16 protein-coding genes are annotated in these 20317 nt (G+C 42.1%); 8 read left to right on the top strand and 8 right to left on the bottom strand.

The window, feature by feature from the left end; translation table 11 throughout:
- Positions 1-7: 7 nt before the first annotated feature.
- The 4 genes from LZF95_RS01895 to LZF95_RS01880 all read left to right on the top strand — a co-directional run bounded on the left by LZF95_RS01895 (position 8) and on the right by LZF95_RS01880 (position 5021).
- Positions 8-1639, top strand: coding sequence for a glycoside hydrolase family 10 protein (locus LZF95_RS01895; RefSeq protein ID WP_233753293.1), 1632 nt, complete (start codon positions 8-10; stop codon positions 1637-1639).
- 9 nt (positions 1640-1648) lie between these two features.
- Positions 1649-2128, top strand: coding sequence for a GNAT family N-acetyltransferase (locus LZF95_RS01890; RefSeq protein ID WP_233753292.1), 480 nt, complete (start codon positions 1649-1651; stop codon positions 2126-2128).
- Positions 2125-3393 carry an MFS transporter gene (locus LZF95_RS01885; RefSeq protein WP_233753291.1) on the top strand — a complete coding sequence of 423 codons (1269 nt, stop codon included), beginning with the start codon at positions 2125-2127 and terminating at the stop codon, positions 3391-3393. Before LZF95_RS01890 ends, LZF95_RS01885 begins: the two co-directional genes overlap by 4 nt.
- A 98-nt stretch (positions 3394-3491) precedes the next feature.
- Complete coding sequence (locus tag LZF95_RS01880; protein ID WP_233753290.1) at positions 3492-5021, top strand: glycoside hydrolase family 3 protein; 1530 nt, start codon at positions 3492-3494, stop codon at positions 5019-5021.
- A 187-nt stretch (positions 5022-5208) separates the two neighbouring features.
- Here the strand turns inward: LZF95_RS01880 and LZF95_RS01875 are convergent, their stop codons facing one another.
- The 5 genes from LZF95_RS01875 to LZF95_RS01855 form a co-directional block, all read right to left on the bottom strand.
- Positions 5209-5799, bottom strand: coding sequence for a DUF4142 domain-containing protein (locus LZF95_RS01875; protein ID WP_233753289.1), 591 nt, complete (start codon positions 5797-5799; stop codon positions 5209-5211).
- A 149-nt stretch (positions 5800-5948) separates the two neighbouring features.
- Complete coding sequence (locus tag LZF95_RS01870) at positions 5949-7085, bottom strand: hypothetical protein (protein ID WP_233753288.1); 1137 nt, start codon at positions 7083-7085, stop codon at positions 5949-5951.
- Positions 7086-7148: 63 nt separating this feature from the next.
- The gene (locus LZF95_RS01865) at positions 7149-8288 is read right to left on the bottom strand and encodes an aldose epimerase family protein (RefSeq protein ID WP_233753287.1); all 1140 of its coding nucleotides are present in this window, start codon (positions 8286-8288) and stop codon (positions 7149-7151) included.
- Between the two features lie 59 nt (positions 8289-8347).
- Positions 8348-9730: an amidohydrolase family protein gene (locus tag LZF95_RS01860; protein ID WP_233753286.1), complete on the bottom strand. Its 1383-nt coding sequence runs from the start codon at positions 9728-9730 to the stop codon at positions 8348-8350.
- 105 nt (positions 9731-9835) lie between these two features.
- Positions 9836-10333 (bottom strand): gluconokinase, encoded by a 498-nt coding sequence (locus tag LZF95_RS01855; RefSeq protein WP_233753285.1) that lies wholly within the window; start codon positions 10331-10333, stop codon positions 9836-9838.
- Positions 10334-10638: 305 nt separating this feature from the next.
- Between LZF95_RS01855 and LZF95_RS01850 the strand changes: the two genes are divergently transcribed.
- Both LZF95_RS01850 and LZF95_RS01845 read left to right on the top strand, forming a co-directional pair.
- The gene (locus LZF95_RS01850) at positions 10639-12966 is read left to right on the top strand and encodes a glucosamine-6-phosphate isomerase (RefSeq protein WP_233753284.1); all 2328 of its coding nucleotides are present in this window, start codon (positions 10639-10641) and stop codon (positions 12964-12966) included.
- A gap of 94 nt (positions 12967-13060) precedes the next feature.
- Positions 13061-13927, top strand: coding sequence for an ROK family protein (locus tag LZF95_RS01845; protein WP_233753283.1), 867 nt, complete (start codon positions 13061-13063; stop codon positions 13925-13927).
- Between the two features lie 137 nt (positions 13928-14064).
- Here LZF95_RS01845 and LZF95_RS01840 read toward each other — a convergent pair whose 3' ends face one another.
- A complete protein-coding gene (locus LZF95_RS01840; protein WP_233753282.1) occupies positions 14065-14715 on the bottom strand; it encodes a bifunctional 4-hydroxy-2-oxoglutarate aldolase/2-dehydro-3-deoxy-phosphogluconate aldolase in 651 nt (216 codons plus the stop codon).
- Between the two features lie 307 nt (positions 14716-15022).
- Here LZF95_RS01840 and LZF95_RS01835 point away from each other — a divergent pair, with 307 nt between their 5' ends.
- Positions 15023-15898, top strand: coding sequence for a UDP-2,3-diacylglucosamine diphosphatase (locus LZF95_RS01835; protein ID WP_233753281.1), 876 nt, complete (start codon positions 15023-15025; stop codon positions 15896-15898).
- Entirely contained in the window at positions 15895-17010 is a 1116-nt protein-coding gene (locus LZF95_RS01830) for a glycosyltransferase family protein (protein ID WP_233753280.1), read from the top strand. The genes LZF95_RS01835 and LZF95_RS01830 overlap by 4 nt, the downstream gene beginning before the upstream one ends.
- A gap of 100 nt (positions 17011-17110) precedes the next feature.
- Here the strand turns inward: LZF95_RS01830 and LZF95_RS01825 are convergent, their stop codons facing one another.
- Both LZF95_RS01825 and LZF95_RS01820 read right to left on the bottom strand, forming a co-directional pair.
- Entirely contained in the window at positions 17111-19753 is a 2643-nt protein-coding gene (locus LZF95_RS01825; protein ID WP_233753279.1) for a M56 family metallopeptidase, read from the bottom strand.
- Positions 19750-20118: a BlaI/MecI/CopY family transcriptional regulator gene (locus tag LZF95_RS01820; RefSeq protein WP_233753278.1), complete on the bottom strand. Its 369-nt coding sequence runs from the start codon at positions 20116-20118 to the stop codon at positions 19750-19752. Before LZF95_RS01820 ends, LZF95_RS01825 begins: the two co-directional genes overlap by 4 nt.
- Positions 20119-20317 lie beyond the last annotated feature (199 nt).

The raw sequence follows: 20317 nt of genomic DNA, 5'->3' as shown, positions 1-20317 counted from the left end.
CCCAACTATGAAATCCCTTTCAAGGTATTTATTTCTCGCCTTGGCTATTGGCCTGTTATTTTCCGCATGTAAATCCAAAAAGAACATCACTACCGGCCCCCAACCTTCCGGTACTATAAATACTACTCCAAGCACAAGCCCAGGGGCCAGCCTTCCTGTAAAAAAGCTCCCCATGGCTCCTGTAGCCCTACAACCACTGAATTATCAAATGCCTGAAATGCCCAGGGAATTCAGAGGAGTCTGGATAGCCACGGTCGCTAATATAGATTGGCCGATCTCACCTACTGATGCTTATGAGAAACAAAAAAGGGACTTTCTGGACATATTGGATTATTACAAAAACCTCAATTTCAATGCTGTAATCGTACAAATACGTACTGCGGGAGATGCTTTTTACCCCAGCAACCTTGCCCCCTGGTCCAAATACCTCACGGGAACACAAGGCAAAGCTCCAAATACCAATGAAAATCCGCTCACGTGGATGATACAGGAAGCGCATGCAAGGGGCTTGGAATTTCATGCCTGGCTAAATCCCTATCGCGCCACGATGAATCTAAACACTACCGATCTCAGCCCTGAACATGATTACAACAAGCACCGGAATTGGATGCTGAAATACGACACTAAATACTATTACAATCCTGGTTTGCCAGAAGTAAAAGCCCACTTACTTGCTGTAATCAAGGAAATTGTGGACAACTATGATATTGATGCCATTCACTTTGACGACTATTTCTATCCCTATAAAGTAGCAAAACTGGATTTTCCCGATAGGGACACGTATAACAAATACAAAAAACCGGGTCAATCTCAAGATGACTGGAGGAGAGAAAATGTCAATCAATTAATATTGGCTCTGAATCAGACAATCAAGCAAAGTAAGCCTTGGGTTCAGTTTGGAATATCCCCTTTTGGGGTGTGGAGAAATCAAGACAAGGACCCAAATGGCTCCCCTACCCGTGCTGGGCAGACCAATTATGACGACCTGTATGCAGATGTATTGCTGTGGATGAAAAACGGATGGGTAGATTACATGGTTCCCCAACTTTACTGGAGCATGGAACATAAGTTAGCCTCCCATAGAATCCTAAATGACTGGTGGGCAAGAAACCACTACAACACGAATATTTACATAGGAAACGGCCCTTACAAGATCAGGGAGGATTCGGATGTAGCTTGGCAGAACCCAAAGGAAATCAACAACCAAATATCCTATACCAGAACGTTGCCCACAATTCAGGGGAATGCTTTTTTTTCAGCGAAATCCATGAAAATCAAGAATCAGGATGTGGCACAATTGCTAAAAGGTGAATTATATAATGAGCCTACTTTACCTCCATCATTTCAGCCTATCGGCACCTCCATCATCGATACTCCTGTAGTGTTCAATGTGGAAGCCAACGCTGAATTGACAACAATCCGCATGGCCAATCCCCTGGACCCCGCAATTCGCTATGCACTTATCCAGGGAGCAAACGAGCTCAGTCAGCTGGCTGAGTCCACAATACATCCTGTCTGGGTGGGTGGCTTGCGTACCAGATCCCTGGAGGTAAAAAGCCTAAACACTAAATACTTAGCCATTCGTTGGATAGACCATTATGGCAGAATCGTACAAAATCAAGTGTATCAAATCCCATAACTGGAATCCATGAAAGACATGCTCGTTCGACTGATCGATTTGCCGGAAGTTTCCAATGAGGAGGCAGTTTTATTGAAGAAAGAAAACATTGTTTTCCGGAAAGCTATAGCACCTGAGAAGCATTTGCTGTGTGCTTGGGTTTTGGAGCATTTCGGGGAATATTGGAAATCCGAAACTGAGGTTGCTTTTTCCAGACAACCTGTATCATGTTGGCTGGCGCAAAGAGGAAACGATATTTTAGGATTTGCCTGCCATGAAAGTACAGCAAGGAATTTCTTTGGCCCCACTGGAACACTGGAGTCCGAACGCGGTAAAGGAATCGGCAAAATCCTACTGATAAAATCACTGGAATCCATGAGGGAAATGGGCTATGTATATGCTATTATAGGGGGAGTTGGCCCGGCTGAATTCTATGAAAAAACAGTCAATGCCAAAACTATAGATGGGTCTGAAATCAGCATTTACAGAAATCTGATCAGTAACTCATGAACAAAATCCCCAATAAAAGTCCTTGGCTATGGGTTCCTTCCTTGTACCTGACAGAGGGGATACCTTACATCATCATCATCTCAGTTTCGGTGATCATGTACAAAAAACTCGGGGTTTCAAACTCTGATATTGGCCTGTACACCAGCCTGCTGTATTTACCCTGGGTGATCAAACCCATCTGGAGTCCCATAGTGGATCTCTTTGGGACCAAGCGGAAATGGTTTTTATCGATGCAGCTGATACTTTCACTGGTATTTTTTGGAGTGGGACTAACTACCGCAGGAAACCAATTTTTCTTCATCACACTTGCATTCTTCTGGATGGGAGCCTTTGCCTCAGCCACCAACGACATAGCCTCAGATGGCATGTATCTCATTGCATTAAAGCCCGAACAACAATCTTTCTTTGTAGGCTTGAGGGGCACATTCTTTAGAATCGGGATGATAACTGGGCAAGGGTTGATCGTAATGATAGCCGGATATCTGGAGACTAACTTGGGCGATACCGGTAAAGCGTGGTCCTATACGATGACTACTGTAGCGTTACTGATGCTATTGTTGACATTGATCAATTCATTAGCCACACCAAAAGTAGAGGAAGAAACTATTCCAAAAACTAAAAGCGAAGCAAGCTTCGGAAAGGTCTTCAGCACCTTTTTCACCAAAAAAAACATAGGGATTTCTCTCGCTTTTGTCCTTTTATACAGACTTGGGGAATCCCAGTTGGTGAAAATGGCATCACCATTTTTGCTGGAAGACAGACAAACAGGAGGTCTAGGGTTAAGCACCTCTGAAGTAGGCTTTTTATATGGTACCATAGGCGTAATTGCACTACTATTGGGAGGGATTCTCGGGGGGATTGCCATTTCCCGTCATGGATTAGGCAAATGGATGATTCCCATGGCACTCTCGCTCAATCTCCCTAATCTGCTCTACATTGGATTGGCACATTTCCAGCCGGACAACATATTCTTCGCTGGCACTGTGGTTGTGATCGAGCAGTTTGGATATGGTTTTGGATTCGCAGCATATATGATCTTTCTGATATACTTGGCCGAAGGGCTATTCAAAACCTCACATTATGCACTGGCAACAGGTTTTATGGCTATGGGCATGATGCTGCCAGGAATGGCTTCTGGCTATATCCAAGAATGGCTGGGCTATACAGGTTTCTTTGTATGGGTAGGGATAGCTATGATTCCCGCTTTGGCTATCGCTGCAAGTGTGGAATATCCCAAGGAGTTTGGGAAGAAACAGCAGGATTGATTTACGACTTGTAATCTACGATTTACGAGCTTATTAGATCCTCCACCGCTCAGCTAAATTTATATCGGCAAGTAATTTTACAATATTCCAATTTCCCAATGAATTCCAAACTTTCCAAAAATCAAAAAATCGCCCAATGCTTTTCTCCTGCAGCATTTATCCATGATTCGGAGGAAAATTACCAAGCAATAGAAAAACTGATCCTGGAACAGGAAATAGGTGGTTTGACTTTTTTCCATAGCCGACATTCCGCAGCTGCGAATTTTGAAAAAAGGGCAGAGGTTTTGGATGTGAGCGGAACATTGGAAAAGATGATAGGGCTGGTCAATCGCTACCAGGCTATCTCAAAAATTCCCTTGCTGATCAGTATAGATGGAGAATATGGCTTGGCAATGCGGATAGAGAATACACCTCATTATCCTTTTGCCATCACCCTAGGAGCTATTACAGAAAATGGCACAACGCTAATCGAAGAAGTGGGATATAAAATGGGACTGGATATGAAAGTCGCCGGTATCCATCTGAACCTTGCTCCATGCTGCGATGTCAATACCAATCCAAACAACCCGGTGATCGGATACAGATCCTTTGGTACAGCCCCTTTAAAAGTGGCTGAGTATGCGATGGATATGTATCAGGGGATGAAAAAAGCAGGGATAGGAGCTTGTCTTAAGCATTTTCCTGGTCATGGGGATACCCAGACAGATTCTCATCTGGGGCTTCCGATCATCCAAAAGTCTAGAGAAGCCCTGCATCAAGAAGAATTGTTGCCATTCCAATATGGAATAGATAAGGGGGTGGAAATGATCATGGTAGGTCATCTGGCAGCTCCGGCACTGTCCGGAGGAAAGGAAATCGCTGCAAGCATCTCAAGGGAGATCATCACTGATCTTTTGAAAACAAAAATGGGATTCAACGGAATAGTGATTTCAGATGCGCTTAATATGAAAGCTGTGGCTGACTTATTCCCAGAACCAGGGCAACTCGAGTGGGAAGCTTTCCAGGCGGGAAATGATATCCTCTGCTTTTCAGATCATGTAAAGGAGGGAATAGACAAAATAGCCCAATTTGCCCCAGAAGCTGAAGTAGATGAGGTTTTTGACAAAATCTGGAAGCTGAAAGAAAAGTTGGGTGTATTTGATTTAAGAAAGGTGGAGGTTCCAGAGTTCGATTGGGAAAAACATTCCGAGCTACAAACTAAACTGGCCAATGAATATGTTTCAGTAGTCTCCGGACAACTAAATGCCACAGAATTGAAAAGACTCGCAGGAGAAGGTAAGCTTACACATCAGCGATTTTTTGGAAATACAGGGTCAATTTTCTCAAAAAAGCTATATGAAATATACGGCTCAGAATTAAGTGAAATTTCACTTGATGAAGCTGAAAAAGTGATTATTTCTCTTTTTGTCCCTTCCCACAAACCATTAAACCAATTCGGTATAGACAGCAAGAATCTGGCAGAAATCAAAAATCTAGCTCAATCAAAATCATGCATTCTGGTGCATTTTGGAAATCCTTTAGCCCTAAGACATTTGGGGAAATTTGAAGTTTTTGAATCAGTAATGTGCGCCTATCAAAGTTTTGATGAGGCTCAGGAAGTGGCTGCAAATCTGTTCATAAGTTCATAAAATAATCCCTGCTTCTGGAGAAGCGGCACAGCCATAAATAAATCATTGCGGCCTCTGTGTTTCCCTCTGTGCCCTCAGCGGTTAAAAAACAAAAAGCCGGCTCCCTTTCGGAAAACCGGCTCTACAGAAATCATTACGCAATTTTAGCTGGGTTAATCAGCCTTAACTACATTCTGATCTCTTGTTTTTAGATCCCTTCAATTTCGATTTCAGCTTTTACCAAAACCGCATCTTCTTTATGATCTCTTATTTTCGCCAAAGTTTTTTCAGCAAAACCTTTTAGTGTGAAGTTTTCCCCATTAGCCTCTTCATTTTCATAGATCGGCATGGAATCATCGAGCGCTTCAAGCTGGAAATCTATAAATTCCATATCAAAATCTTCGCCGCTCAAAAGCGCCAGTTCGTCATATTTAGCCTGCATGGCGTCAGTGACACCATCGGAAATATCCACGTCTGTACCATCCACTATTCCTTCGAGCTCGGTTCGGCTCTCTGTATTCTCGGAAACCAGCATAGTAGCATAATCAATCACAGAATCATCTTCACCATTGTCCAGCGCCAACTGACCGAACATAATCTGTGCATTGATGTTTTCAGAAGATGAAATGGCGAAATTCCGGTCTTGTTGATTGTAACTGTCAACAATCGGGTCATCATCATCATCCTCGCAGGAAGTCATCCCTACCAGGAAGAATGAGGAAAGCAGCACAGTTCCAGCAATCCTTGCTTTTCCACTGAAATTGGTAGCTGTTTGTTGGTTTACATTACTTGTTCTCATAAGAAGTAGTTGGTTTAGTTTACTACCACTATCCTTACAAGTAACATTCCCAAGGCGATTTGGACGAATAGAGACTCATTTTCAATAATGAGTCTGGGTATAGCTTACTCAGTATGTTGAAAGTTTTGCGCCATTAGCCACCTGAGTCTTTATTTTTCAGTGAGCTCCCAGATCTCAAACGGGTAATAATCCAGCTCTTCTTCTTCGTTTACCACTTTCACAAGAACTCTGTTATTTGGCAAAGTCATTTCGATCAGTCCTGTAGGTATTGTCAACTCTCCGGGTAGCTGAACCCCGTCCTTAAAAAGTATAATCCTATGAAATTCGGGATCGAACATCCAAAAAGGTTTTTCCTCGCTTTTTCTCAGTTCATTTGCTGCCTCGGAAATCTCTTTTACATAGACAAGTCCCAATAAATCGGAGTCAAACTTTAACAATTCTTGATTTCTAGAATAGAGTGGTGATTTATTTGAAAGACCTAAATTTGACTCTCTGAGTGGAATATCATCCAACGCTTTAAAAAATTCATGTTTTACCGGGATTCTCTGAATTATGTTCCAGTTAATAGGATTGTAAACAGTGATTTCAGAGTCTATAGTAGAGGTGAAATACAAATTGCTATTCTGAGAATCGATGGTAAATATTGGGTTAATCGAAGCAGGGAAGACCTTGTCTTCTATTCCTTCGAATACTTTTCTGCTAGATAATGGGATTACCGAGTGGATTGTTTTACTAGCTGCATCATAGTAATCAATCATGTTTATTTCCCGGGGGGGAACATCATTCATAACCATATTACTTAGGTTAGTTCCGTTTACGATAAAAGAAACATCCTTCCCTCTGGTCAAAGGGACAAACTTAGACCGTGGGCCAGAATATATTACTGTGGTTACCTTCGGCTCATAGTACACCTTACTAATCCGATTGAATTCAAGGTCGTATTTCACAAGCTCTAATGAGGTCTGAACAAACACGTCACCCTCTTGCGAAAATCCAATGGCCAATGCGGATGACTGGTAATCATCTGGGCCCTCGCCCTGTCTTTTCTTACTGGCCAATATCTCCCCATTTGCATCAAAAATCGCCAGCTCTACTCCCTCTGACCTTTTATCAATAAATCCGACAAAAACATCTTTCTTCGGGTCATAATCCCTTATCCCTACTTCGGCAAGGCTCTCCACGCGGAATTCTCTCACTTTTTTGAACTTATAATCCTGGGCAGAAATGGAATATGATAAAAAAATGGCACATACAGCCAGTACAGTTTTGATTAGGAGGTTTTTCATAGGTTTGTAAATTGAAGTACAAGCTAACGAAATAGTTTTAAAATCATAAACTAAAAGTCCATTTTAATGTTCAGTCTCGAACACATAAATTATTTCATGCACATATTTCCCTCCGGGCGACAGGCTGGTCGATGGGAATTCCGGCTTATTTGGGCTATCCGGCCAGCCTTCCGGCTCTAGACATAGTGCCCAGTGTGGCTGATAGACTTTTCCATCTGCTCCTGCAAAATTCCTCACATGGTTAGCAGTATAAAGCTGTACGCCGGGAGCAGTGGAGAAAACCGACATCATCCGTCCACTTGCAGGATGCTTTACTATGGCGATTTTCTTTAGCTCAGTGGAATTCTCTCTTTTCGTGACGTAATTATGATCGAATCCTTCCCCTAAGGCATCCATTTGAGTACCTAAATTCCTTGCAGTTTGAAAATCAAAAGCTGTCCCGTCCACTTGCCTTATTTCACCTGTCGGAATCTGCCCTGACCCAGTTGGTGTAATCGCGTCCGCAAAAATCCGCAGTTCATGATCGCGTACATCTCTGTTGATCCCATTTAGATTGAAGTAGGAATGATTGGTGAGATTGACGACAGTAGGTTTGTCGGTAGTAGATTCAAAGCGGAGTTTCACCTCATTGGCAGCGGTCAATTCCATCCAGAGTGTAGTTTCTAGATTTCCCGGAAAGCCTTCCTCTCCATCCACACTGAGATAGATCATTTTCACTCCTACAGCATCTTCTTTTTTATAGATTTCAGGTTCCCATACCTTAACCCCAAAGCCCTCCTTTCCTCCATGCAATGTATTCTGCCCGTTGTTTTTTGTCACATGGTAGGTCTCTCCCTCCAATGTGAATGCCGCCCCTCCTATTCGATTGGCATACCTGCCCACAGCGGCGCCTAGATAGGGGCCGTTTTTGGTAAAGTAATCCGGGATTTCCTCCAGTGCCAAGACTACATTCTCCAGCTTGCCGTTTTTGTCAGGAACAATGATTCTAGAAATAATCCCACCAAAATTTGTCATCTCCACCTGCATTATACCATTATCCAACACATAGTGAAACACATCCTTCCCTTGCCAAGAATCGACCTTTTCAACTTTTATAGTAAGCGATACATCCTCTTGGATGACTGTGGATTTTGTTTGAGCCGAACTATGGTATATTGTCACAGCACTTATAGCTAGGCTGATCAATGCATTTTTGGGTTTCATGTTTAAGAAAAGTCAATTGTAAAAAGATTGTTGATGAAGATTTTGCAGGACATATTCTTTCAGTCTCTGCCATACTTAGCTTCGATAGTATCAAGCTGCTTTTTAAGCTCTTGCTGATCGTATATTTCCCCTTTCATCACTACCATTATAGGATTTCTTAGCGCCTCCAAATCTTCAAGAGGATTGTCTTTTATCAGCACAAAATCAGCAGAGGCGCCTTTTTTGATTACCCCCCAGTCCCCTTCTTGGCCGAAATACCTGGCAGGATTCACAGAACCTGATTTCAGAATCTCATAATTGGACATGCCCGCTTGGGACATCAACGCTATCTCATGGTGAATGGAAAAACCCGGAACATTGAAAACCTGGGGAGAATCTGAAGACATCAACATGGGCACACCTGCTTCATGCAAGGTCATGAAAAGTTGATTTCTGAAATCCAGATAAGGTTGCACATTTTCTCTTGTCAATATACCTGACTGCTCATGGGGTGTTTTCGCATTGATCCAACTCTGTACCTGCTGAGCCGACATATACTTCATTTCCGGTATATGCCGATACTCTTCCGCAGGCTTAAAGCCAAAATAACGGTCAAACAAGGTCAAAGTCGGAGCCATCCAAGCGCCGGTTTCCAGCGTCAAATCCACCAATTCAGGGAGTTTGCTCATGTCAGCCTCTCCAACCAGAAGCATGGAGAAAGGCCCTGCGATCTCTGGATCCAAAACCCGGGAATAATCAGGGATCAATGCCTCAATATAACCATCCATATGCTCAACGGATTTGTAACCCTTCTCAAGACTGGCCTTTAGTCCCACATCCAAAGAGACATGCCCCCCAAATGGAATACCTACTTGATTTGCAGTAGTGGCTATCGCCAGAAACTCATCCATTTTCAATCCCGGATGCAGCTTCAAATGATCATAACCGACAGCTTTTTGATCCCGAACCATTTGCGCTGCCTGCTCGGGTGAAGAAACCGATGATCCCCGAAAGGAAGGACCTGATAGAAAAAGCCTTGGTCCATGCAGTTCACCTGATGTAATTCTTTCTTTCAGCTGCAAATGTGAAGCATCCCCTATCATCCCACGCACCCGCAATACTCCATTGGCCAGATAAAGCCACATGGCTTCTTCCTGAAGTTGGGTATCGCCATTTTGGGCTAGAGGAATATGGGAATGGAATTCTGCCAAACCTGGATAAACGTACGCCCCTTTTCCATCGATCACCTGATTACTATGGACAGTGCGAGAATCAGACATCGGGACAATTTTGACGATCTTCCCCCCTTCGACCATAATCAAGTGGTTTTCCAGCACCTTGTCATCCTCCATGGAAATAATATTCACATTTGAAACAATGTAAGACTGAGGTAAAGCCGTGCTAAAAGAAGCGAAGACTAACAGTATTAAGGCTAGGGTAGGTTTCATGATGGATTCGGACATAGACTTATCAATTTCGTGAACAATGTTGTTTCATATTCCACTAGGTACCAATTCAATAATCAATTTATACTAAAAAACCCGCCTATAAGAAAAATCCCCTGTAAATTAGCCCCTGCTGCCCTCAGCAACTCCTAAGTACCTCAGTGCCTGTGACAGCATCTCCTCTGGGGTATGTAAAATATTCAATTTCAGGCCATACTGGGGCTCTTCCCATGTAGCAAATTGAGAATCCAACATATCTGCTTTCATATAGTGGTTTTTCCTGGCCAACATCCTGCGCCAAATCAATTCTTTATCCCCCTTGAGATGGATCCATTGCACGTTATTGTTCCCTTTCAAAATCTCCCGATAGCTTTCCTTTAAGGCTGAGCAAGCCAAAACCGCACCTCCACTTTTCTCATGGTCCGTTAATAATTCGGCCAAGGATTGCAGCCAAGGTAGTCTGTCAACATCGTTAAGAGGGACACCTTTGCTCATTTTTTCAATATTTTCCTTTGGATGAAAATTATCCGCATCGAAAAACGGTAAATTCAATGAATTAGCTATACCGGATCCAACCGTGGTTTTACCTGTACCTGATACACCTGTGACGACTATAAGCATTCGGAAAGTTATCATTTTTTCTTTATGAGTCCAGAACATCTCACCGTGATTGGATTAGAGCAGTGCTATTCCAAACTATATTTCCATGTAAAACTTTTATAAAATTTTTATGAAAGATCGTATTATTAAAAAACATTTTTTAGATTTGTTTTACAAAGTACCAAAGACAAAGTAATTAAGCCTTAAATCGCAATTGAATAGATTACATTAGGATTTGCTTTTATGGAATCTGTAAAAGCTCGTCTAGTCAGCTCTTAAAAATTACTTCTTCAGAGTAGTCCCAATCAAAACCTGTCAAAACAGTTATGCTAAGTAAGTACCCGCTTTCAGAAGTCGAAAAAAGTTTCCTAGAGGAATCTGGTGTAGATAAAATCAGCACGCTAATTCCGTACCTTCAAGTTGACAATTTCCCTAAACTAGGCCTGCTCACCGCCTGCCGGTTTCTAGAATGGGCCGCGGCAAACCCGGAAGGTGTCATCAGTTTGCCAACAGGCAAAACACCGGAGTTTTTCATCAAATGGACCCAGTTTCTATTGGAAAATTGGGACAATAAAAAAGGTAAGGAGGTAAGGGAAAAATATGGTTTAGGCAGTACCAAGAAGCCCGTCCTTAAGGGCCTGACATTTGTCCAGATTGACGAATTCTACCCGATCTCTTCAAAGCAGAACAATAGTTTCTACGATTATGTCAATAAGTTTTATATCCAGGGATTTGGCCTTTCCAAGGAAAAAGCAATTCTGATCAATTCGGATGAGATTCCTTTGGCCAATGGGCTTCATTTCAAAGAGGTCTTTCCAGACCTGAAAGTTGACCTTACCCTGAGGTTCCGCGACCCCAAAAATGAAATGGAGAAACTGCAGCAACAGTCTATCTACATGATCGACCAGTGGTGTGGTGAATATGAACAAAAAATAAGGGATGCAGGTGGAATCGGATTTTTTCTCGGTGGAATAGGCCCAGATGGACATATTGCATTCAACACCCGAGGATCTCATATATATTCCGTCACCAGATTGACAGAAACGAATTTTGAAACCCAGGCTGTGGCGGCAGGAGATCTGGGAGGAATAGAGGTTTCCTCCAACAGGTTGGTGATTACCATTGGATTGGACACCATTGTCTATAACCCAGAAGCAGTAGCGATCATCATAGCCGCAGGAGAGGCAAAAGCCGGAATCGTCAAGGACTCCCTTGAAACCCCACTGAACAATGTCTTTCCGGCCACTGTCCTTCAAAAATTAAAAAACGGACGATTCTATGTCACCAAAGGAGCCGGCGTGAAACTGACTGACTCAGTAGATGCATATTATCAAAAAGGCGAATGGACTTGGGAAAAAACTGAAAGGGCTGTAATTGATCTCTGTAAAAAACTGGGCAAATATGGACACCGCTTAAAGTTGTCTGACCTCAAAGCCGACAAATATACCAAGCTGATCCCTGACTTGTCTGAGGAGACAGTAAATGAGGTGATGAAAAGCATAGAAGGCAAGCTATCAAAAGGGCTGGAACAAGAAAAAAATGAGGTATTGCTCCACACAGGCCCCCACCACGACGATATTTCCCTAGGGATTTTGCCGCATATCACCAATCAGCTGCACGAACCGACAAATGAAGCGCACTTTTCAGTATTGACTTCGGGTTTTACAGCAGTGACTAATACGTTTGTAATCGACACACTGCAGCATACCAAGAAGCTTCTGGACAACGGGGAGATCCAAATGGTCCACTACGAAGACTTTTTCGATGTAGGATATAGTCTTAAAACTGATAAAGATGTCTATCACTACCTGACCAACGTAGCCTCTGAGAACGAAGAACAGCGATTGAGAGGACTCTACCACAGGGTGGTTCGGGCTTTGGTGATCGTATATGAAATCAAGAATAAAACCCAGCTTAGAGAAACGATCAACGATGTCATCAGCATATTGAAAAATAGCTATGATGGGGAGAAAAACCCTGCTAAAGTCCAGAAACTAAAGGGGATGATCCGTGAGTTTGAAGAAGAACTGGTTTGGGCACATTTTGGAGTTCAGGTGAAAAACGTCCACCATCTTAGACTTGGGTTCTACACAGGGGATATTTTCACAGAACAGCCCGACAAAGACCGCGACGTGGAACCGATCGTGGAAATGTTCAGAAAAATCAATCCTACAAAGATTAGCTTGACACTCGACCCGGAGGGATCCGGGCCAGACACTCATTATAAAGTACTGCAGGCCACTGCCGCTGCCGTGAAAAAATGGGGTGAGGAGAAAGACATCAGTGACCTTCGCATCATCGGCTATAGAAACGTTTGGTTCAAATTTGAGCCCCATGAAGCCAATGTCATCGTTCCTGTATCGCTGGGGGATATGTCTGTGATGGAGGACTCATTTGCCAATTGCTACCTAAGTCAGGTAAATGCATCTTTCCCAAGTTATTCACACAATGGCAAATTCAGTACAGTGGCCAAAAGAATCTGGGTAGATCAGCTAGATGCAATACAGCTTTTGCTGGGCAAAAATTACTTCTACCAGCATGATCGGGCAAAAGTAAGATCAAGCCATGGTCTGATTTTCTTCAGGGATATGAATGTGGATGAATTCCTGACCACTGCAAGGGAACTGGAGAAGTCAATAGAAGGAATGTTATAGAGACAAACATAGACCTTTGCCTGTGTCAGGGAGCCAGTAAGTACTCCCGGATACGGCTTAATAATTAAACCTATTAACCTAATTACTGTAGCGAATGGAAAAAGCCATTTTAGGATTAGACATTGGAGGCACCGGAATCAAAGGTGGTGTGCTAATCAACGGGCATTTAGAGGACATACGATCAATAGCTACTCCTGCAAGGGAAAGTAAAGAATTCATTTTGGAAACCATTTCGGATTTCATAGAGAGTTATATGGGATATGACTTGGCGGGAATCGGGATCGGCATCCCGGGGCTCGTAGATGTGCGGGAAGGCATCGTCTTAGGCCTTTCAAATATCCCCGCTTTTCAGCATGTAGAGTTGAAAAAGTTTCTGACTGAGAGATTTGCCAAGCCTGTTTTTATTAACAATGATGCCAACTGTTTTGCGTCCGGGGTACATAAATTCGGTGTTGGCAGAAAGTTTAACCACATGGTAGGAATTACGCTGGGGACTGGTATCGGGGGAGGCATCGTGATCAACGGACACCTCTATAGCGGTGTAAACTCCGCGGCAGGAGAGTGGTGTAGCGCTTCTTATCTAGATCATGATTATGAACATTATTGCAGTGGCAAATTTTTCGAAAAATACTATCACAAAAAACCAAAAGCACTGGCCAAATTGGCACTGTCCGGAGACACCCTGGCATTAAAAGCATTTGAGGAATTCGGCCGACATCTGGGGGAATTGATCAAACACATCCTGTATTCACTTGCTCCAGAGGCAGTTATACTGGGAGGGTCAATTAGAAAAACATACCCACTGTTTAAAAAATCCTTACTTCAAACAATTTCAACTTTCAAGTATCCTACGGTCATCGAACGATTTGAAATTTTACTTTCAGAGATGGACGAAACAGCTATTCATGGCGCAGTGGCCTTGGTGGAACTGGAAAATGAAAACGAAATAGTAAATAATTAGGTATAAATTGGTTTGTAGTTTGTTAAAGGTGGTTTTATTTCTAAAACCACTTTTTTTATGCCTTCTAACTGGGGAACAACGGCATTGCCCAAATCCCCTCACGAAATTAGATCAAGGCCGGTTCAAATGCTATGCGATCAACTTTTGATCATATCCCCTAACTCTGCCTTTACGTCGACAAAATGCTTTTTCAGTCCATTGAAATCTCCCGTCCCAATTAACTTCTTATCAAATAGGGAGCTTCCCATGCCTACTCCAAAAGCACCTGCTTCAAAAAACGACCTGACATTGCTTAGAGAAACCCCTCCCGTAGGAAGTAGTTTTATATTATTTAATGGCGCCAGTACGTCTTTGATATACTGAACTCCAAGTTGGGTGGCTGGGAATACTTTGACCGCGGAAGCACCCAAGGACCATGCCTTATAAATTTCAGAAGGAGAAAATGCTCCAGGAAAAATGGGGATTTCTTGATCTACTGCATGGGTGATTACTATATCATCAATAATGGGAGTCACGATAAACTGGGCACCGGCATCTATGGCATCCTTTAAGTCACTAAGATTGCATACTGTTCCTGCGCCGATATTGAGTGCTGGGAACTGGGTTCGCAAGGCTGAGATCATCCTAGATGCACCGGCTGTATTCATGGTGATCTCCAGGGTCGTAAGCCCTGCCTCTTCATAGGCCTCTGCTATTTTCAATATCTCATCAAGTGAATGCCCCCTGCTAATCCCTACAACCGGTGCTTTTTGGTAGCGTTCCCAGAACAGTGTGTTTGAGTTGTTCATGCATTAAAAATTTCTTTGAAAATGGGAGTAAATTGGTGACACAAGATAAAAACTGCTAGGGAACTTCAGTCAAACTTTTAACTGGATTTTTATAAAACAATGGGAAACATGATCAGCAAACCAACTCTAGATTTCTGATAACCTGATAGTTTTACACTGATCCTACCCCATAGAACAGGCTTTTTCACATCTTTTTAACGCTGGGATTACATTGATGGTCAAAAACCAAGTAATCTTACTATTTTTTTAATAATCTACTGATACTGAGTTCAATTGGAGGATATATCTTTCAACCAAAACCAGAATCGTGAAGACCCAATTCAAAACGATAGTTGTATCCGATGTACATCTGGGTACCAAAGGCTCTAAAGCCAAAGAAATCGCACGGTTTCTTAAACAATACAACTGTGATAATCTCATCCTGAACGGAGATATCATAGATGGCTGGCAACTCAAGAAATCAGGCTCCTGGAAGAGAAAGCACACCCGTTTTTTCAACAGAATCCTGAAAATGATTGAGAATCATAGCACTAAGGTGTATTATCTGCGAGGCAACCACGATGATTTTCTAGACCAGATTCTTCCTTTTCAGATGGGGAATCTCTCGATCCAAAAGGACATGATCTATGAGAGTCATGGAAAAAAATATTTTATCACGCACGGAGACGTTTTTGACAGCATTACCACCAATCTCCGCTGGATAGCCTATCTGGGCGATATAGGCTATACTTTCTTACTTTGGCTAAATAGTGTGGTAAATCACTACCGGGTCAAGCAAGGACTGCCCTATTTCTCCCTTTCCCAATATGTGAAGGGCAAAGTAAAATCGGCTGTGTCCTATATCGATCAGTACGAGATAGAACTGGCCAAAATGGCAAAAGTCAAAGGTTGTGACGGGATCATCTGCGGTCATATTCACAAGCCTGAAAACCGGGAAATTGATGGCATCCAATACCTGAATTCGGGTGACTGGGTGGAAACCATGAGCGCATTGGCGGAAGACCACGAGGGCAATTGGCAACTCATCTATTACAACGAGATCAACTTCAAGGAAGCACAAGATGATAGCTTGGAGCAATTCTTCATCGGTAAGCCCGAAACCACGATTGTCCCTATGCGGGAAGTATCCTTTGACAAGGCAAAGGATGATCTGGAACCACCTTCCATCTCTTCTATCCAATGAAGTTCATCTTTATAGTCCAGGGTGAAGGCCGGGGACATATGACCCAAGCCATTTCCTTTTCAAATATGCTTCACAACCAAGGCCATCAATTAGCGGGAGTTATTTTGGGAAAAAGCAAACGAAGGACAATACCCGAGTTTTTTTCCAGAGAAATCCCGGCTCCGATCCATCTGGTAGATAGCCCGAATTTTGTGACCGACAAAGAGGAAAAAGAGATTTTGATAGGCAAAACCATCTTTCAGAACTTAACGAAAACATCGACTTTTTACAAAAGCCTTAAAAAAATTGACGGCATAGTTAAAGCTGAGGCTCCTGATATTATTCTGAATTTTTACGATTTGTTGGGTGGGATTTACAATGGTTTTTACCGTCCAAAGTCCCGGTATTGGGTTATTGGACATCAATACTTGATTTATCATCCTGAATTCAAATTTGCTCCCGCCAAAGGATTAAACAAATTCTTTTTCAAACTCAATACGTACATGACCGCATTGGGAGCGAGTGAAAAACTGGCACTTTCATTCTACAAACTAAAATCCACGGACAAAATCACGGTGGTGCCGCCGCTGCTCAGGGAGGAAGTGAAAAAACTCAATCCAACTTTAGGAGACTTTTTCCTTACTTACATCGTCAATAGCGGCTACGGTCAAGAAGTAATCAACTATGCGAAGGAAAATCCTCATCTGAAAATACGTGCTTATTGGGATAAAAAGGATGCGGCCGAGACCGAGCATCCCTTACCCAACTTGAGTTTTCATAGAGTACATGATAAGAATTTCCTCCGGGATATGGCTGACTGCAAAGGACTGGTCAGTACAGCTGGCTTTGAATCGATCTGCGAGGCTATGTATCTAAAAAAGCCAGTGATGGTAATTCCTGTGACTGGTCAATACGAACAAGCATGTAATGCGTTGGATACAGTTTATTCCGGAGCGGGTATTGCCTCAGACAACTTTGATTTTGCCCAGCTGGAAAATTTGATTCAAACGCAATTTAATGCAGAAAATTCCATACAGATTTGGAATAGCACCTGGCCTCAAACTTTCTATCAACTAACCTCAGAAGCAAAAACGACTGAGCCGGACTTTGTCCTGACTCAGTCATTTTCGTGATTTTATTAACCAAAACCTGCCAGGTTTACATTGATAAGATTTGAACAACAGATTTAATTTATCCAATTCGGATAGAAAAACCTGGCAGGTTTGTCCAGCATTAGCAGTTGTTCAAAGCTCTTTGTTCTGGAGTGAGCTCAGATATAGCTTTGAAAACCATTTTGCCGTCTTCTTCTACTTGGTAGTACGGGAAATTGACCATTTTGACCTGTCTTCTCTCCGGGGCATCCATTGCGAGGAACTTCTCCTGCAACTCGTTATACTTTTGAAACATTGATTCCCGCTCTTCCATTGAAAGGTAGGTATCATTTCTGCCTGAATTTCGCTTCAACTCGTACTGGTAATAGACCTTTTTGTAGGCCTCTACTTGTTTGTCAGGAGTAGCTGGCGGAGGAGGAGGCAACTTACTAAGTTCTTCAGCAGTTAATTCGTGTCTCATTTTATAATAAACCTCCCCATTTGACTCCAATTTCAAGTATGGCGCAAAAGGATGAGCAGGCTGGCAAAATTTTGCTTTGTCAAAGAATGACATCTGCTGATACATATTGACTAAATCAGAGAACATTTCTGTTAGCATATCCTGGTCAGCTTTGCTTCTCTTTACAAAGTGCGGAGCTTGCTTTCGAAGCTTTTCGTAGGTCGCATGGGCATCTATATAGGATTGTAAGTCATGCTGTATTCCAGCGGCTTTTACTGCGGGAGTCCATTTACTTGAAGTTTCTTTTTCCTGATCGGGCACAAGGTCGTTAGTTTGCTTATAAACAGCAGGATTTTTTGATGAATGAGTAGTTTTCCTAGGTGGTAGTGGCGGCGGCGGCGGTAATAACTTTCTCTCATCGTCACTCAATTCATCATAGTTTTTATAATATATTTCTCCTTTCTTAACCTGCTTTATGTATGGATAATATGGAACATTCAAAGGAGGATATGGATAACCCAAGAGTGACGATAATTCTGACCTCATTTCTTTGTCAAACTGAAAAATAATTGCCCCTAATTCATAAAACAATGCATCAACTTTTGCTTGCTCATTTGCGGATTTTTTAATGTAATGAGGTGGGACATTTCTCAGGTTATCATATTCCATTAACTTTTGAGAGACGTAGTTTACTGGATCAGCATATTTTGAAAGATCCACTAACCAAATCGCAGCAGGTGTAATAGATATTGTTCCATTAGCATTTTTCAGTCTCTTCACTTCTTTTACATAAGCCTCAGTAAATGAATTATAGGATAGGTAAGAATCAACATCAGTAGCAAAAGAGTTATGGGGGATTATAGAAACTTCATTTTCCCCATTTTCCCCATTTCCCTCCGAAGAAGGTGTATCTGAACTAATTTCGCTCATTTCTTGAGGTGGCAAAGGCGGAGATAATAGCGAAGACCGCTCTTTATCTGTCAGCTGGGAAAAATTTTTATGTTCATAATACATTTGATCTGCATATACAAGGAATCTAACACCGCTGTAAAGTTTAGCTTTCTGCTCTTCTTGCAGTACGCTTTCTACGCCTACTTCACTATGTGTTTTCACATAATGAACTCTTCTAATATCCAGATCTCTCAAAACTGCCTGAAAACCACTTAAATCCCCCATAGAAACACCTGAGAATGTGACCAAATTAATCTTTACATCACCCTGTGAGTTTTTAGTCTCGCTTATCAATTCCTTTACAGCGTCCAAGTCATAATTCTCATTTTCATATTGAATTACTCCATCTGGCTTCAGCGTAAAGATCAAATCAAAATCCACAGGCTCGAGATATTTTTGATTTGCAGTATTTACATAAACTTCACTTTCATTTGTAGTAGCATCTGCCTGTGCCACAACTCGTTCACTGAAGAGGTACACCATCGCTCCCAAAATCGGCGTCACCAGCAATAGTTTAAGCCAACTTTTCGGATTCGTCGTTTTTCTCTTCATCATTTCAAATCGTTTTTTGGTTAATGAAAAATTTAAGCTGCTTGCCAGGCCATACTTCTGCTCTGACAGCATCATAGCCATAAGCTGACTCTCGTATTTCTCGAGAGTAGTGCTTTGCAAAGCAACTTTGTCCGCTATAAATTCATGGTTGAGCTTGATGGCCGCCTTCGCCCAATAAAGTCCCGGATGAAACCAAAGCGGAATCATCAATAACTCGATAAAAAGATTGTCCCAGCTGTGCTTTTCCTCTATGTGCGTTCGCTCATGTAAGAATACCGCATCTGTAAATTTGCCGTCTTCAAGATCTGATTCTGCAACGAAAATGTACTTAAGGAAGGAAAATGGAAGTGATTCTTCTTTCAATAAAACCAAGGTCTGACCACGGTAATTAATCTTAACATTCCTCTGAATCTTATTCACCAACACCTTGATATTTCTGACGAATCGGAACAAGAATACAAGTGAAATCAGTCCGTAAAGCCCAAATAGAAGGTATGCCCAATTAAATGGAGATTCTGGCACTGCAGCAAGTACCTGATCCTGATTGAATTTCTGACTTTCTGCTTCAAAGTAAACAGGCTCAGAAATCACCTCAGATTGCCCAGCTTCAAAGTAAACTGGCTCAGAATTTACTTCAACTGAAGCTGTTGCTATCTCCTGGGGAACTTCAATAGTACAAAACGGTATAAGAAAGGACGCAACCACCGAAAACAGCAGAAAGAATCGGTTGAATCTATGTAATACTTCACGCTGCAACAGTAACCTGTGTACAAGTAACAAAATAAGCAGACAGGTTATGGATTTGAGTAAGTAAGTGATCATTTCTTCTGATTTAGCTGGTCATCAATGATACTTTTCAGATGCAATAACTCCTCTTCGGAGAGCTCTGCCTTTTTCGTGAAAAAAGACGCAAACTGTGCCGGTGAATCATTAAAAAAGTTTTTGATCAAGCCCTTCAGGTGCTTTGAAAAATAATTTTCCTTAGTCACTAAAGGGTAATATTCCCTGAGCTTGCCACTGGACTCATATCCGACAAATTTCTTATCCTGCATACGCTTCAGTAGTGTAGAAACAGTAGTTGTGGCCGGCTTAGGCTCCTTATAGGCATCCAACAGATCCTTCATAAATGCCCGCTTCAGCCTCCATAAATGGTTCATCAATTCTTCCTCTGCTCTAGATAGTTTCATTACCTTTAAGTTAAAATACATCTACAAATGTAGAACATTTTATTTCATCTACAAGTGTAGAGTAAATTTTAACGTTTATTAATTCGCAATTATTGGAATGACAAGAAATGATCAATGGTTGCCCAGTTTTTAAACACACCTAGCGCATGAAACAGCCTCGATTTGAGAATTTCCCACACTAGAACAAAAAGCGGGTTTA

This window comes from Algoriphagus sp. AGSA1 (genome assembly GCF_021390545.1).
Lineage (GTDB): Bacteria > Bacteroidota > Bacteroidia > Cytophagales > Cyclobacteriaceae > Algoriphagus.
Note: the sequence above shows the minus strand (reverse complement) of the source record. Positions and strands in the feature narration are given on the sequence as shown.

Excerpts from the sequence above, each read along its gene's own strand:
- LZF95_RS01830 (WP_233753280.1), top strand. The coding sequence starts at position 15,895 with ATGAAGTTCATCTTTATAGTCCAGGGTGAAGGCCGGGGACATATGACC.
- LZF95_RS01870 (WP_233753288.1), bottom strand. The coding sequence starts at position 7,085 with ATGAAAAACCTCCTAATCAAAACTGTACTGGCTGTATGTGCCATTTTT.
- LZF95_RS01820 (WP_233753278.1), bottom strand. The coding sequence starts at position 20,118 with ATGAAACTATCTAGAGCAGAGGAAGAATTGATGAACCATTTATGGAGG.
- LZF95_RS01885 (WP_233753291.1), top strand. The coding sequence starts at position 2,125 with ATGAACAAAATCCCCAATAAAAGTCCTTGGCTATGGGTTCCTTCCTTG.
- LZF95_RS01860 (WP_233753286.1), bottom strand. The coding sequence starts at position 9,730 with ATGTCCGAATCCATCATGAAACCTACCCTAGCCTTAATACTGTTAGTC.
- LZF95_RS01865 (WP_233753287.1), bottom strand. The coding sequence starts at position 8,288 with ATGAAACCCAAAAATGCATTGATCAGCCTAGCTATAAGTGCTGTGACA.
- LZF95_RS01840 (WP_233753282.1), bottom strand. The coding sequence starts at position 14,715 with ATGAACAACTCAAACACACTGTTCTGGGAACGCTACCAAAAAGCACCG.
- LZF95_RS01875 (WP_233753289.1), bottom strand. The coding sequence starts at position 5,799 with ATGAGAACAAGTAATGTAAACCAACAAACAGCTACCAATTTCAGTGGA.
- LZF95_RS01880 (WP_233753290.1), top strand. The coding sequence starts at position 3,492 with ATGAATTCCAAACTTTCCAAAAATCAAAAAATCGCCCAATGCTTTTCT.
- LZF95_RS01855 (WP_233753285.1), bottom strand. The coding sequence starts at position 10,333 with ATGCTTATAGTCGTCACAGGTGTATCAGGTACAGGTAAAACCACGGTT.
- LZF95_RS01845 (WP_233753283.1), top strand. The coding sequence starts at position 13,061 with ATGGAAAAAGCCATTTTAGGATTAGACATTGGAGGCACCGGAATCAAA.
- LZF95_RS01895 (WP_233753293.1), top strand. The coding sequence starts at position 8 with ATGAAATCCCTTTCAAGGTATTTATTTCTCGCCTTGGCTATTGGCCTG.
- LZF95_RS01890 (WP_233753292.1), top strand. The coding sequence starts at position 1,649 with ATGAAAGACATGCTCGTTCGACTGATCGATTTGCCGGAAGTTTCCAAT.
- LZF95_RS01825 (WP_233753279.1), bottom strand. The coding sequence starts at position 19,753 with ATGATCACTTACTTACTCAAATCCATAACCTGTCTGCTTATTTTGTTA.
- LZF95_RS01850 (WP_233753284.1), top strand. The coding sequence starts at position 10,639 with ATGCTAAGTAAGTACCCGCTTTCAGAAGTCGAAAAAAGTTTCCTAGAG.